Genomic DNA, 15,520 nt, shown 5'->3' on the forward strand with positions numbered 1-15,520 from the left:
TGCTGAAAATGCTATTTCAAATAATAACGATTATGCAGATGAATTGATATATTTCACCCAACCCCCACCAAACTCCTACCACCCGAAGTCCTCTGCACCAAAATTTTGGTAGAGATACGCTCGGTCATTTCCTGCACGTGCGAGATCACGCCTACTTTGCGGCCCATGGCTTGCAGGCCGTCTAGGGCGTCCATTGCTACGCGCAAGGTGTCGGCGTCGAGGCTGCCGAAGCCTTCATCGATGAACAGTGATTCAACCCGTACGCGGTTGGATGACAGCGATGCCAGGCCTAGTGCTAAGGCGAGCGAGACCAGGAAGGATTCGCCGCCGGAGAGTGAGTGTACCGAGCGGGCTTCGTCGCCCATGTCCTGGTCTATCACCATCAGGGCTAGGGTGTCTTTGATGCGTTGCAGGCGGTAGCGGCGCGATAGTTCGTGCAGGTGGCGATTGGCGTAACCGAGTAACACATCGAGCGTGTATTGCTGCGCGTAGTTGCGAAATTTTTTGCCGTCGGCCGCGCCTATCAGGGCGTTGAGTGTCTCCCAGATTTTGCTCTTGGCTTCCTGGTTTTCCATCAGTTTGACGATGTCGGCGGCCTGGCTGCGGCGTGCCTGATCTTGCGCGATGGCGGCCTGGCACAGACTGGCGCTGGCGTTGGCGGCTTGCCTTTGGGCGGCTAAAGTTTGCAGCGCTTGCTGTAAGGCGGCGAGGGCGGTTGTATCTCTGATTGCTTTGATAGGGCTGTCAGGGTTGAGATGCTGCTCGCTGGCCTGGCTAAGGTTAGTCTGGTCGGGCGCATCTGGGTCTGTGGCGCTTTCTGCGCTGAGGTCGGTACTAAGTTCGGCGATCAGATCCTCTAGCTTAGGGCGTTCGGCTTGATGCTTTAGTCTGCGCAGGCTGCGTTCTTGCATTACTGCGGCGGCTTGCTGGCTGGCGTTGGCTAGCGCTTGCAGTGCGGCGCGCTCAGCGGCGATCCATGCGGCATCGTGTTCTAGCAGGGCGCGTAGTTGCTGTATTGCCGCTGTTGCTGCTTGTTCCGGTGGGCCTGCTTCAGCATTTTCGTTTTTGTTTTGGTCTGCTGATGGATCTTCGCTGGCAAACAGGGCGGCGTTTTGTTCTAGCCAGTTGGCTAGTTGTGCTGCGGCTTGTTCGGCTTCTGCGCTGTCGTTGGTGAGGCGCGCTTTCGCTTGTGCCAGGGCTTCGCTGCTGCGGCTGTGTTCTTGCGCGGCGGCGCTGGCCGCTTGTGTAGCTTGCGTCTGGCCTTGTTTGGCGCTGGCGATGGCGCTTGCCAACTGCGCTTCTATCTGGCTGACGCTGATTACTGCTTCGCTGCCTTCTGCAGGATGGAGCGCGCGCAGGATGGCGGCTCTTTGCGCTTGTTTGTCTTGCAGCGCCAGACTACTGGCGGCCAATTCTGTGTTGGCGCGCTGACGTTCCTGCGCGGCCTTGGCTTGCGTCTCTGCCAGATTGCTTAGCTCTAGATTGAGGGTGGCGTGACGTTGGCCGCTCAGCTCTAGCTCTTTACTTTGGCTAAGCCAGGCTCTGGCGTGTTCGGCGCAGCGTTGCTGAAACTGCTCGGGGGCGGCTTGCCATTGCTCTTGCCAATCGATTCCACCATCAAGGCCACTGTCTGCGCTGGCGTTGCGGAAAGCAGGGGCTAGTTCTGCCAGGCAGAGTGCCAGACGCTCGCTGCTTTGTTGGGCTTGCTCGCTGGCGTTTTTGCTGGCGGCTTTGGTTTGCTCTAAGGCGCTGATTGCTTGGTTGGCGGCGTCTTTTTTATACTGTTGATCTAGGGTGGCGCGTTCTAACGCGGCTTGCGCGGCGTCGCGGTTTTGTAGTGCTAGTCGGCTGGCGTTTTCTAGCTCGGCGATCTGCGTTAGTTGTTCTTGTACGGCCAGGCGCTGCTGGTTGAACCAGGCGTTTTGCTGTGCTGCGTCCTTGGCTAGGGTCGCCAATTCTGTGGCGAGCGGGTGGCTAATCCATGCTTCTTGCTGGGTTTGCAGTAGGCCGTTTAGCTGACTCAGTTCTAGCTGAGTTTGCGCCAATGATTTTTGTTCGCTCGCTGCTTGCGCCGCATGGCTGCTGTGCTCTTGCTGCGCTTGCAGGCTTTGCTGGCGGCATTGCTGTACTTGCTCTTGCAAGGCGTGCAGCAAAGCGCGCAGCTGTGGGTTGTCTGTGCGGTAGGGGTGCTGCTCTGATCCGCAGACCGGGCAGGGCTCGTCGACCACTAGCGCAGCGCGCAGGCTTTCTACGCTAGCGGCACAGGCGGCCTCGGCGATTTTGAGTGAGTGTTCTGCCTGAGCTTGCGCAGCGGCTAGTTGCGGAATTTTAGAGGCGGCGAGCGCGGCGGCGGCTTCGCTGTGGGCGATGGCTTGCGCGCTGGCGGCGGCTTGCGCCTGCATACTGTGCTGGCGTGTGGCTAGCTCGGCCAGTGCCTGTGCACTATGCGCGGCGCTGCTGAGCTGTTCGCGCCGCGTGTCTAGCGCTTGCTTTTTGGCGGGCGTGTCGCCACATTTTTCGTCGGCAGCTTGATAGTGTTGGCTGGCTAGTTGGCGCGCTAGCTCGGCTTTGGCTAGTTGTTCTGTGCTGCTAGTTAAGGCGGCTTGGCTGCTGGCGAGTTGCGCGTTCTGCGACTCTTGGTTTTTGCTTAAATTGGACAGTATGCCTGAAAAACTGGCGTATTCATTGCGCAAGCCGCTAGCTTGCTTGAGGAGTATATCCCAGGCGGGCCAGTTTTCTGCCAGCGTTTGCAGGGCGCTGTTTTGGCTTAGCCATTGCTGAGTCGCCTGCTGTTTTTGCTTGTTCGCGTTGAGTTCGGCTTGCTTGCTGGCCTGCTGTTCTTGGGCTAGCGTAGCGGCCAGCTCGGCGGCGTGCTGCGCGGCTTGTTTGGCCAAATGCGCCGGGTGCAGGGTGGCGATGCTGGCGTCTAGCGCTTTGGCTTGATCGAGTTGCGGCGCGGCCTGGCTTTGCGCTTGCTCGGCGGCCTGTACTTGGCGCTGGGCGCTGGCCAGTGCTGCCTCAATCTGATCGCGGTTTAGTGCGGCTAGTTGCAATCTGCTGCTGGCGTCGGTGATTGCGGTTTGCTGTGCGCTGATACTGCGGCTTAGCCTGTCGCTCTCTGCCAGTAAGGGGCGTGCTGCTTGTGCCTGCTCTAGCTGCTGCAGGGCGCTGCTGCGCGGCTTGGCCTGTTCTTGCTCGGCTTGTTTTTGCTGGCTAAGTTGTTCGGCTAGCTGCTGCTCTTGCGCTAGTTTGTTATCGAGCTCAAACCAGCGCAAGTCATGCTCTAGCGTGGCTTTGCGCGCATCGAGTGCGGCTACGCTGGCATTGGCGGCCTGGCTGTCAAGTTCCAGCTGTGTGCGCTGCTCTTCAGACAGCGGCTTTTGATCCGCCAGCCTGTCGTTGATGCGTTGCAGTTCTTGCTGCTCTAGCTTGGCACGGGCAAAGGCACGCATCGATAACTGGCTGTAGATGCTGCTGCCGGTTAAGGTTTCTAGCAGCTCACCGCGCTCGTTGTCTTCGGCTTTTAAGAAGCTGGAGAATTCGTTTTGCGCTAGCAAGACGGCGCGGGTAAATTGCTCAAATTTGAGACCCACGCGTTTTTCTATCTCGGCCTTGACCTCGGTTTTTTTGCCGCCGATAGGCAATAATTGCGGCAACTGGTGCAGGCTCATGCTGGTCGGTTGCAGGCCGCCATTGGCCTTGTTGCGCGAGCGCCGTACGCTCCAGCGGGCGCGGTAGCTGAGATCGTCGCTGCCGACAAAATCAACTTCGGCATAGCCTTCGGCACAACCGCGCCTGAGTAGATTGGCGGCGTCTTGATGGGTGGTGAAGTCGCTGCCGTCGGGTAGCGTCTTATTGCCACCGGCCTTGATCAGGCGCGGCGTGTTCTCGTACAAGGCCATGCACAGGGCATCTAACAAGGTGCTTTTGCCCGCGCCGGTGGGGCCGCTAATGGCAAACAGGCCCGCCGATTTTAGCGGTTCTTGCTCAAAATCGACTTCAAATTCACCTGCCAGCGATGCCAGGTTTTTGCCGCGTATGGCGAGTATCTTCATGCTTGCACCTCGTCGGAGGCCAGCATTAATTCGGCAAACGCGGCGGTCAATGGCGCCGGAGTTTCGCCTTCAAATTTGCTGCGGCACAGACGCTCGAAGATCTGATCGGGTTGCAGTCTTTCTAGCTCATCGAGCGTAGCTGGCGCATCGTTACTACTAATTTTGGCAGCGAAGCTGGTTTCTATCTTGGCCAACCGCACAGGTTTGCCTTCTAGCGCGGCTTCGATGGCGGCGCGCAGACCTGGCTCGGGCGCATCTAAACGTACTCTGACTTCCAGATACGGCTGTTGTTCTGGCGGCGTATCGGCCGCGATGTCGAGCGCCGTTAATGCTACCAATACCTGTGCCAGCGGTGCTGGCTGTCTGGGTACGCGCAGCATCTCTACCGCACGTGGCACCAGCAGCGGGGTGATCTCTGCGGCTTGTTCGCCTGCCAGATCGACGCGCAAGACCTGATGTTGGTAATCGACTTCAGCAAACGACATCGGCAACGGGCTGCCGCAGTAACGCAGATGGGCTTGCTTGCCGACTTTTTGCGCCAGATGCAGATGGCCAAGCGCGGCGTAGGCGACATTGGCGTCAAACATATTCGCAGATAAAGCTTCGGTGCCGCCGATGACGATGCGGCGCTCGGATTCTTCTGAAATCTCGCCACCGACCATGTGGCAATGACCGAGCGCGATGATGGCCTGGCCAGGCTGGCGCAGGCTGAGCGCATGTTGCAGAGTCTGTTGGTAGAGTAGGGTGATGCCTTGCATGTAAGGATCGAATGCGTCTTCCACACGCGGCACGTCACCCGGACGCAGGAAGGGGATAGCCAGACACCAAGCCTGGATATCGCCCGCCGCGTTTTTGATCGGCACCACCAGCTTGCTCAGATCAATACTGGCATCCGCCAGGCGCGGCACAAAACCGATGACGGTGGCGTCCAGCGTTTCTAGCAAAGGGCCGGGTGCTTCTAGCCGCCCTGGCGAATCGTGATTGCCAGCGATGATGACGATGTTCAGATGCGGTACGCGGCTTTTGGCTTGCTGCAGAAAACGGTAAAACTGTTTTTGCGCGGCGGCCGACGGGTTGGCGGTATCGAAGATGTCGCCCGAGATTAACAGCGCTTCGGCTTGCTCGGTGACGAGCGTGCTGATCAGCCAATCGAGGAAGGCTTGATGCTCAAATCCGCGCTCAAAATTGTGCAGGGTCTGGCCCAGATGCCAGTCAGAAGTGTGAATGAAGCGCAAGCGAAATCCTTGATGCCGTAACGGCGTAATATATTTGCAACCAATATAACTGAAGCCGGCGAAAAACGTAAGGATCTAGCAATATTTATTGTCGCGTATCAAGACTAAATCGACAAAAACGATACGTGCATGTAGGCGCTGATGCAGTGGCTGTCACCGTCGGGCTTTGAAAATCGCCTCGCTTATGCTATAGTAACGACCTTCGCGGCTGTAGCTCAGCTGGATAGAGTACTTGGCTACGAACCAAGGGGTCGTGGGTTCGATTCCTGCCAGCCGCACCAGAATATAGGGACTAGATGAAAATCTAGTCCCTTTTTTCTTTTGTGCGTTTGGATTTTTTCTTTTCATTTCTGGTAGTTGTTCGGGCGTTGATACCTGTGCTACCAAATACACCTATTAATGTCATGCCAGACTTGATCTGGCATCCAGTGTTTATCTCCATGCCTGTCAATACAGGATTCCCGCTTTCGCGGGAACGACGATTATTAACTTTGCCCTAACTTGAATAAGTTTGCCTCTTTGCGGCTGAATAGTAAGCGTTTCTGGCTTGCCTTTTTCTCTTCTTTTTTGCGCTAGCGTTGCTAATTCTTCACAGTCTTTTTTTCTGATCTTAGTCTTGTTCTCATAGTGCGCAGCCGCATTATTTTCGCAAAAACCGCCAATTAGTGCATCCGCTCTAATGTTCTGCCTGTCCCAATAAAAAAACAACGTTATATAATAAAAACAGCGTTATGTCATTGCTGCTTGGGATGAACTTTACGCGATAAAAACCAAAACAATTAAATTGAGACTTATCCGCCGCCCTTGGCAGTGCGGATAAAAAAGGATGTTACATGTTGAAAAAACCACTACTGGCAAGCTTGCTAAGCCTGCTCTTGTGCGCTTGTACGCAACAAGCAGCGCCGCCCACAGCAACGCAGATCACGGCGGCTGAAAACGCCCGCCCATTTGATACAGAAATCTCAGCCATCTACCAACGTTCGTGTATTAGCTGCCACACCACGATCAGTAGCAAAGCGCCTTTGGTCGGTTTTGCGCCGGATTGGCAACCCCGTCTGAAGCAGGGCATGGACGTGCTGATACAGCATGTCAGTGAAGGCTACAAGGCGATGCCAGCCAAGGGATTTTGCAGCGACTGCAGCAATCAAGATTTTAAAAAGCTGATCGAATTTATGTCCACGCCAGTGGCAGCCAACCAGGCTTGAAAGGAGTGAGCATGACGATGAATAAGCGCAGGAACCTAATGAAGGCGGGCGTGGCAGTAGGGACAGTTGGCGCGTTGGGCATCCTGGCCGAATTGGGTCGGCAACCGGTGGAGCAGGCGACTAATCCTGAGCTGGCTTTGGCTGATAATGCTGGACAGGCCGGAAACGTCGGTAAAGTGAGTTGGAAAAATTGGTCAGAGAGCGAAGCTTGCCGTCCTCTCGCACTACAAAGCCCGGCGGATGAAGCTGGCTTGGTCGATCTGATGCGCAAGTCCGGCGCCAGTGTGCGCTGCGTCGGGGCTGGTCATTCTTTTACTGCGCTGGTGCCTACCGAGGGTAATATCGTTTCGCTCGATAGGCTAGCTGGCATCGTCGATCATGAGGGTGTGAATGTGCGGGTTAAGGCCGGCACCCGTCTGGCGCAATTGGCGCGCGAGCTCGATGGCCTGGGGCTGGCATTGCATAACCAACCCGATATCGATGCGCAGTCATTGGCCGGGGCTATCAGTACCGGCACCCACGGTACCGGCAAGGAGTTGCAGGCCTTGCACGCAAAAGTGCACGCGCTGCGCCTGGTGAAGCCGAACGGCGATTTGCTCGAATGCAGCGCCACGCAGCAGCCAGAGCTATTCCACGCGGCGCAAGTGTCGCTAGGTAGTTTGGGTATCATCAGCGAGGCCAGTTTAGAGGTAATGCCGGCCTATCGTCTGCAAAGAAAGGTCTGGCTTAAACCTATAGAGGAAATGCTGGAACTAGCCCCGGCCTTGGCTGAAAAACACCGGCATTTTGAATTCTACTATTTACCATTCACCGGTTTTGCCGCCGCTATTACGCATGATATTTACGTGGGTAGCGATGTATTGCGACCTGAGTCTGGCGATGAGGCGATGTTGCACGACCTTAGGCAGCTGCGCGATAGGATCGGGCGTTTCCCTGATCTGCGGCGCTGGCTCGCCAAAAAGCTCATCGATCCAGCGCAAACCGAAGAGGCTAGGGATAAATCCTGGAAACTCTTATCGACCTCGCGCCCGACTAAGTTTAATGAAACCGAATGCCATGTGGCGCAAGCCGACGGTATTGCCTGTGTGCGTGAAGTGATACAAAAACTCGAACGCAGAAACGATGTATTTTTCCCGCTGGAGTTTCGTTACGTGAAGGCGGACCAAGCCTGGCTAAGTCCCTTCTACCAACGCGATTCTTGTTCTATCGCGGTACACGCGGCTGCTGGTGAGGCGTACGACTATCTGGTCAGCGATATTGCGCCGATTTTTAGAAAATATCAGGGACGTCCGCATTGGGGGAAGATGCACGGACATACGGCGGCAGATTTCGCCGGGCTTTATCCAAAATGGAAAGATTTTTTAGAGCTAAGACAGCAATGTGATCCTAGCGGCCGCATGCTCAATCCGCATTTGAAACGCGTGTTTGGGATCGCCACATGATCTCTACTCAACGTCGAAAATTATTAGCCGCAGGCGGCCTTGGCGCTTTGGGCTTATGGGCGCTGAAACCTGGTGCCAAGGGCGCGCCGCATTCACCGTATTTTTCTGAGCTAGCGCGCGCCATCAAACTAGCCGGTATTGCAACACCGACTCTGGTGATAGACAGGCAGCAGCTACGCAATAATGCGAGCAAAGTGATGGCGCATATCGCCCAGCGTATGGATTTTCGCCTGGTGGTGAAATCCTTGCCCAGTCAGGCATTGATACAGGACATCACTAGCATCACCAAGAGCCGCCGCATGATGTTGTTTAGCTTGCCGCAATTGGGCTTAATGGCCAAGGGCGATGCGGATATTCTATTGGGTAAACCCATGCCGGTGGCGGCGGCGGCAAAGTTTTATCAGAGCGCAGGCAGCGCACAGCAAGACTCTCAGCAGGACTTTAAGCCTGAGCAGCAATTGCAATGGTTGATCGATAGCCCGGAACGTTTGCTGCAGTACCGAGAGCTGGCACGCCAGCAGGCGCTGACAATGCGGCTTAATTTTGAGCTGGATGTGGGCCTGCATCGCGGCGGTATTTCTTCATCAAAAATGCTGCATGAGATGCTGGAGATTCTTCAGTCTGAACCGCGTTTGCAATTCTCTGGAATGATGGGTTACGACGCCCATGTCGCCAAAATCCCCGATTTGCCGGGATTGAGAGAACAGGCACATTTGCATGCGCATGAGGTGTATACCCGCTTGGCAAATGAGGCATTAGCGACCGTCGAAAGTGGGGGGGCTCCATCGGAAAAGCAGAAACTGGTTTTCAATGCGGCAGGTTCGCCGACTTACCGTCTGTACGACGGCTCCGGGATACAAAACGAGTTGTCGCTGGGGTCTGCCATGCTCAAACCGAGCGACTTCGATTTACCTGGTCTGGCGGATTTGAGTCCTGCGGTTTTTATCGCAACACCGGTATTAAAAGTGCCGGAAAAATTCATGATGCCGTATGGCGTCGAAGCGATCGGCAATGTCGCCCGTGGTTTGGACGTGAACCAGCAAAAAGCGGCCTTCATCTACGGCGGCAACTGGTTGGCCGATCCGGTGTCGCCGTCCGGTTTAAGTGTCAGTGCTTTATACGGCAATTCGTCTAATCAGCAAGTGCTGGTCGGCTCAGGCAATCAGCAATTGAAGGTCGACGATATCGTATTTTTTAGACCAAAACAGAGCGAGGCAGTGCTGCAGCAGTTTGGCGATATTGCGGTGTATGAGAACGGCAGGATCATCGATATGTGGACGGTGTTTCCGGCCACTGCATAAAAAATAGCGGCAGATAGCGGTAAATACTAGTAATGCAGATGAGTACAAAGGACAAGAGCCAGCTCATCTTGAGGTATGCGAAGGTAACAAAAAAATCCCAAAACTTGGATCGATAAGGAAGAGACATGAACTTTAAAAAAAGACAAATCGTGCTGAGCATTTCACAAGCACTGGCAATGGCTGCCTGTATGCCCGTTTTGTCCAGCGCTGCTGATGCAGATAGCGCTGACAATACGCAAACAGTCAAGGTTACGGCGCAAAGCCGCTCGCAAGAGGCACAAGCGGTGCCTATTCCGTTCCAGATTTTGAAAGCGGATCAGCTCGATAAATTGGCAGCGACGAGTCTGGATAGCCTGAACGGTTATATCCCCGGTTTAGTCGTGGATGGCAATCGCCCTACACAACCGAGTTTTTATTTGCGCGGGGTAGGGACGCAAGATTTCGGTATCGGTACCGATGCCCCGGTGGGGATTTATGTGGATGGTGTGTATAGCGGAAAAACCGGCGGCGCGCTGATGAATTTTAACGATGTGCAAAGGATAGAGGTATTGAAGGGCCCGCAAGGCACTTTATTCGGTCGCAACAGCGCTGGTGGCGCGATCTCTATCGTGTCCAATGAACCATCGGATGTGTTGGAAGCCGAAGTGAAAACTCGTGTCGGAAATTATGGCGCATTCTATCTGGCTGGCTTGTTAAATGTCCCGCTCAATCCAGACTGGGATTTGCGCTTTAATGCCGTGGCGAATAAAAGCAAGGGCTGGATCACCGATCTGGGTACCGGGCAAGATTATAAAAATGCAGATAATTGGGGCACTAAAACCGCCTTATTGTGGAAGGGGCCAGAACGGACCCGTGTACTGTTCACCTGGGAGCATGAGGAGCTAAATCAAATGGCCAGACCGGCGATTTCACTGGTGGCCTTACCGGTCAACGGTGTAGCGCCAGCATTTCCGGCGGATACTGCCAAGTTTGTCGATCCACGCCGCGCCCAGCTTTACAATGACAATACCAGCGCCAATCAGGAGACGCGTCAATTTGACGGAGCTACCCTGAAAATTGAAAAGCCATTGCAATGGGCCGACTTTACCTCGACCACCGCGTATCGACATTTCACCTCGACCAATCTGGAAGACGAGGATGGTACGAATAATTTCGTCACTTTTTTAAATACCCTGAATACCGAACGCAACACCACATGGCAGCAAGAATTTAAGCTGGCCGGAAAAAATGATAAGGTCGATTGGTTAGTCGGTGCTAGTTATTATCAGGAAAAAGCTTATCAGGGCAGCCAGGTAAATACCAATACCGACAGCTACGATACGATCACCAATAACATGCTGGGGTTTCCGCTGTATAGCATGCTCAATGCCGGTGCTGGTCAGAACGGCTTACCGCTGAACTTTCTGGGCAAGTCGTGGCAAGAAAATATGCTGAACAATGGCGCGTATAAATCGGCGGCGATTTATGCGGATGTGATCTGGCATTTGCAAGCAAAGCTCAATTTAACCACCGGTGTCCGGCTTACCCGCGACAGTAAGGAATTTAGCTGGAATTATCCAGGCCGTGTTGCGCCCGGGCTGGATGCTGAGATTGCCAATGCTAATCAATATGGTTTTTTCGATGGACAAAGTCAGGCTTTGGGAGCGCTCACGCAAAACTTTTTTATCGATAGCGCGGCCACCACGCAAAACATGAGCATCAAAAAAAGCTGGACCGATACCAGCCCGCGCGTGGTACTCGATTATCACTACACGCCAGACATCATGAGTTACGGCTCTGTGACCAAAGGCTATCAATCGGGCGGTTTTAATTCTGTGACCATGGGCGCGCAGTTTCAGCCGGAAGATGTCTGGAATTACGAGCTCGGCGTAAAAAGCTATTTCAAAGACATCAAGCTGACGCTCAATGCCTCCCTATTTCACTATAAGTTTAGCAATCTGCAGTCGCTGACACTGATGCAGGCACCGGGTGCGCCGATTCCTGCTTATCAGGTCACCAATAGCGATCAGAATGCGAGCGGCTTGGATCTTGATGTGCATTGGCAACCACTACGTGGCATGCGCTTGTACGGCAATATGGAATACATCGATCAAAAATATTCTCACTATGTGGTGGAAAATGGCCCTGATCTGTCTGGTCAACCGGTTGGAACGCCGAAGTGGAGTGCAGCGGCCGGGCTTGATTACACCTGGTACGATGTGATGGCGGGCAATCTGAATTTTGTTTTGCAACATGCTTACACCGGATCGTATCGTTGCAATGACAATTCCTTAGCGCAAATGACTTGTCTGCAAACGCCGGCCTTTAGTGTCGGTGGCGCACAAAATCGTACCGACTTGCATCTTGGTTGGCAGAGTCAGGACAAGCGTTGGGGCGTAGCTGTTTATGTGAATAATCTTTTCGATAAACGCTATGTGTTTGATGCCTCGCCGATTACCGCCGTATTGGGAACGCCATTTGCGTCAATTACACCGCCGCGCATGGTGGGCTTGCAGTTGAATATGAAATTGTAAAGACAAGTCAGCAAGCAAGCGGTGAGGGCGCAGGCTGCGACCTCACCGCTTGTCTCGACTGTATTTTGATCGCAGAGTGCGCTTGCGTATAATGGGGCGCATTTGTTTGCCGGGCTTTTTGTTTCAAAACCGAATAAATCCCGGCTTACGTTGTAATGTCGTTCTTTAATCCTAGTCCTACGTATCGTCATTCCCGCGAAGGCGGGAATCCAGCGGCGTAAAAGCCTAAAGACACTGGATCCCTGCCTACGCAGGGATGACACCTAGACGGAATGGAGCTTAACTGAACAGCATTACGGCTTACGTTGTGGGTTCAACTTTTTAGGAATTTTAGTGTGACCAAGGCAGTTGTCAATCTCCAGGAACGTAAACGCCGCGAATCTGAGGCCAGGAAAAAACACATCATCGCGGTGGTAAAAGCCCTCATTAAAAAAGGGGGGGCGCGTGAAATTACGATACGTAAGATTGCCGAAGAAGCGGGATTTTCCACCACCGTGGTGTATTCGCTGTTTCATGACAAGGCGACTTTAATTACGCAAACCATGGATGAGGCCTTGTTTGAGTTGGTCGAAATTATGCAGGTCGCAGCAAAAAAAACGGAGAATCCAGTTGAGAAAATTAAATTGGTCGGTAAGGCCTATATTAATTTTGGTTTGAACAATCCCGATGAGTATGCATTGGTGTTTATGGAGCAGCGACCCCATGCACCAGTGGATGCCGCCGTGGTCGAACACGGTAATGTCGATCAAGACCCTTACGCATTTGCACATAGCCTATTCATCAATCTGAAAGCTGCGGGCTTGGTGGGCGGGGATCAGGATGCATCTCATTTGATGACGCAAATATTTTGGCATGGCTTGCATGGACTCACCTCGATTAGCTTGGTCATGGGTGAAGGTGACGACTGGATACCCAAGCTAGATCCGCAAATACATATTGACGCATTATTGGATGTGCTGATGCTGGGGATCTTGCAGAAATTTGCCGGGCCACAGTAAGCGGCAATGCTGCGACTTAGCACGTGATAGCTTGAAGCAGTCGCTGGGAAACCGTGACGGCCGGTAGCTAGTCTGAATTTACATGCGAAAAATATAGTCGCCCCCCTTTTAAGCGCGCCATGGCTGTGCTATAGTAGCGACCTTCGCGGCTGTAGCTCAGCTGGATAGAGTACTTGGCTACGAACCAAGGGGTCGTGGGTTCGATTCCTGCCAGCCGCACCAGAATATAGGGACTAGATGAAAATCTAGTCCCTTTTTTCTTTTGTGCAGGTGCTTTTTCTTACCTCTTCGCCCACCGGTGTTTTTCACATCGATCCAAGTCAAACCAAATCAATCTCCACGCTAAATCCGCCAAACTCTTGCTATAAATCGCATAAGTGTCTGTTAAAATTATTGCTAGAGAGCCAGGCAACTATTATGGTCGCGGCAATTCTTTTATCCTTGCCGTTCCGTCTCAGAATATAAGGAAACCCTGATGATGTTGAGATCCCTATTCGGCTTCACCCTGCAAGCTGTCTGCGGCCTATGCTGTTTGAGTAGTCTGCCAGTTGCAGTGTTTGCGGCTGATACAGTGCCTGTTGAAGCGGTGCCTGTTGATGCAACGGCGTCTACGCAAGTCATGGAAAGGCCGAAGCGCCCTAAAATTTGCCTGGTGCTTTCTGGTGGTGGTGCACGTGGTGCAGCGCATGTGGGCGTGCTGAAAGTCTTGGAAGAACTGCGCGTGCCTATCCATTGCATCGCGGGTACGAGTATGGGGGCACTGGTCGGTGCAAGTTATGCGACCGGATCTAGTATCGTCGAGATGGAAAATATTATTGATAACATCAGCACCGAGCTCTTGTTTAAAGAGACGCCGCCGCGCACTGAGCAGGCGATGCGCCGTAAACAGGATGATTACACGATCTTGTTTGGGCCTGAGCTCGGCGTTGGCAATGGCGGCCTAAAGTTACCTAAGGGCGTGGTCAGCGGGGTACAACTAGAAACGGTGTTACGCCAATTATCCAAGTCGAAAGGCTATCATAAGTTCGATAAATTGCCGATCCCATTTCGGGCAGTGGCCACAGATCTGGTGAGCGGTAAAGCGGTCGTTTTTAGCGAGGGCGAGCTGGCCAATGTGATGCGCGCTAGTATGTCTGTGCCCGGTGCTGTAGCGCCTGCAGAGTTTGGCGGCATGATGCTAGTCGATGGCATGCTAACGAGTAATTTGCCGGTGGATAGCGCACGCGCTATGGGTGCTGATATTGTGATCGCGGTTAATGTTGGTACGCCTTTACTTAAGCGCGAAAATATTACCTCTATCCTGGGTGTGACCGGACAGATGCTCAGCATACTCACCGAGCAAAATGTACAGGCCTCGCTGGCATCGCTCAAGCCAACAGATATTTTAATTTCACCTGAGTTGGGTGATTTTTCGACTTCAGACTTCGACCATTTGACTAAAATCATTCCCACTGGCGAGGTGGCGGCACGGCTATTGGCTGAGCGTTTGACACTGCTAAGTTTGCCGATAGAAGAATATGCGGCTTTGCGTCTGCGACAATTGGCAGCGACCGTTCCTGATGTGCAGCAAGTAAACGAAATTCGATTTGAGAATTTAAAAAAAGTTAATTCTATCGCCGCTCGCGCTGAGATGGAAACCAAGGCCGGCCAAGCGATAGACCAAGCCGTACTTGATAAAGACATGCGCAGGCTGTACGGCACCGGAAATTTTGAACATGTAAACTATCGTTTCCTAGATGATGGTGGTCAGCGCATCTTAGCCGTGGACGCAATTGAGAAATCCTGGGGACCAGATTATTTGCGCTTTGGCCTTGGATTATCGAGTGATTTTAAGGGTAGCGCTTACTTTAATATACTGGCGAGTTATCGCAAGACCTGGGTCAATTCGTTGGGGGCGGAATGGCGTAGTGATGTACAGTTTGGGCATGTTAACGGCGCATATAGTGAGTTTTATCAACCATTGAATGCACAGAGGGATTACTTTGTTGCGCCGCATATCGCCGTGCAGCGTAGTACTTCTAGCCTGTTTTTGGGGCGCGATGCGATTGCAACGTTTGATACGGTGAAGAGCGGGGCAGGTCTTATAGTCGGTAGTCAGTTTTCGCAATATGCAGAGATTAGACTGGGAGTGCAGGCAAACACAATTCAACAAACCAAAGACATAGGTCCGCCGGATTTGGTGCTCTCTGAGAATAAAGTGAGGGAGGGCGCGTTTACTGCCAGATTGCTGTTCGATCAACTCGATAGTGTGGTGTTTCCGCGTAGTGGCGTATACAGTCGGCTACAGTTGTATAACACCAATGCCGCGTTTAAATCGGATCAAACATATACGAAATGGGATCTGGATGCGAATGTGGCATATTCGTTTGGACCGCATACATTTAATGTCGGTGGTCGAGCAGCAGGTAAACTTGGGAGTGGCGCTTTGCCGGCTTATAACCTCATTACTATGGGCGGATTTCTCAATCAATCCGGTTACGCAAACGGCCAATTTATTGTCGATAGTCTGAGCTATGCACGCGTCATGTACTACCACCGACTCTGGAAAGGAAGCATACTGGAAGGGGCTTATGGTGGTGGCTCACTGGAAATAGGGCGCTATGGTAAACCCCTTTTGCCAGGTAATCCAGAAAACCAAATCCTCAGATCAGGCAGCATCTTTGTCGGCACCGATACCCCAATCGGCGCAGCCTATCTCTCGTACGGACATGCTCTAGATGGAAGTAGTAGCTTGTACTTCTTCCTGGGTAAACCGTTTTGATTCAAACTTA

General features: G+C 53.1%; 8 protein-coding genes and 2 tRNA genes. 8 read left to right on the forward strand and 2 right to left on the reverse strand.

Annotated elements, in window-relative coordinates; translation table 11 throughout:
- Positions 1-53: 53 nt before the first annotated feature.
- The gene (locus tag ACO0K8_RS03155) at positions 54-4,055 is read right to left on the reverse strand and encodes an AAA family ATPase (RefSeq protein ID WP_422945164.1); all 4,002 of its coding nucleotides are present in this window, start codon (positions 4,053-4,055) and stop codon (positions 54-56) included.
- Complete coding sequence (locus ACO0K8_RS03160) at positions 4,052-5,290, reverse strand: exonuclease SbcCD subunit D C-terminal domain-containing protein (protein ID WP_422945165.1); 1,239 nt, start codon at positions 5,288-5,290, stop codon at positions 4,052-4,054. The genes ACO0K8_RS03155 and ACO0K8_RS03160 overlap by 4 nt, the downstream gene beginning before the upstream one ends.
- A gap of 204 nt (positions 5,291-5,494) precedes the next feature.
- On the opposite strand from ACO0K8_RS03160, the gene ACO0K8_RS03165 reads away from it, so the two are divergent.
- The 8 genes from ACO0K8_RS03165 to ACO0K8_RS03200 all read left to right on the forward strand — a co-directional run bounded on the left by ACO0K8_RS03165 (position 5,495) and on the right by ACO0K8_RS03200 (position 15,510).
- Positions 5,495-5,571: transfer RNA gene (locus ACO0K8_RS03165), tRNA-Arg, on the forward strand.
- Between the two features lie 552 nt (positions 5,572-6,123).
- Complete coding sequence (locus tag ACO0K8_RS03170) at positions 6,124-6,495, forward strand: c-type cytochrome (protein WP_422945166.1); 372 nt, start codon at positions 6,124-6,126, stop codon at positions 6,493-6,495.
- Between the two features lie 11 nt (positions 6,496-6,506).
- Complete coding sequence (locus tag ACO0K8_RS03175) at positions 6,507-7,937, forward strand: D-arabinono-1,4-lactone oxidase (RefSeq protein WP_422945167.1); 1,431 nt, start codon at positions 6,507-6,509, stop codon at positions 7,935-7,937.
- Positions 7,934-9,238 carry an alanine racemase gene (locus tag ACO0K8_RS03180; RefSeq protein WP_422945168.1) on the forward strand — a complete coding sequence of 435 codons (1,305 nt, stop codon included), beginning with the start codon at positions 7,934-7,936 and terminating at the stop codon, positions 9,236-9,238. The genes ACO0K8_RS03175 and ACO0K8_RS03180 overlap by 4 nt, the downstream gene beginning before the upstream one ends.
- A 125-nt stretch (positions 9,239-9,363) precedes the next feature.
- On the forward strand, positions 9,364-11,751 hold the full coding sequence (locus tag ACO0K8_RS03185; RefSeq protein ID WP_422945169.1) for a TonB-dependent receptor: 2,388 nt from the start codon (positions 9,364-9,366) through the stop codon (positions 11,749-11,751).
- A 335-nt stretch (positions 11,752-12,086) separates the two neighbouring features.
- Positions 12,087-12,749: a TetR/AcrR family transcriptional regulator gene (locus ACO0K8_RS03190; protein WP_422945170.1), complete on the forward strand. Its 663-nt coding sequence runs from the start codon at positions 12,087-12,089 to the stop codon at positions 12,747-12,749.
- Between the two features lie 145 nt (positions 12,750-12,894).
- Positions 12,895-12,971, forward strand: a tRNA-Arg gene (locus ACO0K8_RS03195).
- A 253-nt stretch (positions 12,972-13,224) separates the two neighbouring features.
- Complete coding sequence (locus ACO0K8_RS03200; RefSeq protein ID WP_422945171.1) at positions 13,225-15,510, forward strand: patatin-like phospholipase family protein; 2,286 nt, start codon at positions 13,225-13,227, stop codon at positions 15,508-15,510.
- The last annotated feature ends 10 nt before the right edge of the window (positions 15,511-15,520 follow it).

It is taken from the genome of Undibacterium sp. Ren11W (assembly GCF_049340485.1).
In the GTDB taxonomy this organism is placed as follows: Bacteria; Pseudomonadota; Gammaproteobacteria; order Burkholderiales; family Burkholderiaceae_D; genus Undibacterium.

Coding starts and splice junctions, on each gene's coding strand:
- ACO0K8_RS03155 (WP_422945164.1), bottom strand. CDS start 4,055: ATGAAGATACTCGCCATACGCGGCAAAAACCTGGCATCGCTGGCAGGT.
- ACO0K8_RS03170 (WP_422945166.1), top strand. CDS start 6,124: ATGTTGAAAAAACCACTACTGGCAAGCTTGCTAAGCCTGCTCTTGTGC.
- ACO0K8_RS03175 (WP_422945167.1), top strand. CDS start 6,507: ATGACGATGAATAAGCGCAGGAACCTAATGAAGGCGGGCGTGGCAGTA.
- ACO0K8_RS03180 (WP_422945168.1), top strand. CDS start 7,934: ATGATCTCTACTCAACGTCGAAAATTATTAGCCGCAGGCGGCCTTGGC.
- ACO0K8_RS03185 (WP_422945169.1), top strand. CDS start 9,364: ATGAACTTTAAAAAAAGACAAATCGTGCTGAGCATTTCACAAGCACTG.
- ACO0K8_RS03200 (WP_422945171.1), top strand. CDS start 13,225: ATGATGTTGAGATCCCTATTCGGCTTCACCCTGCAAGCTGTCTGCGGC.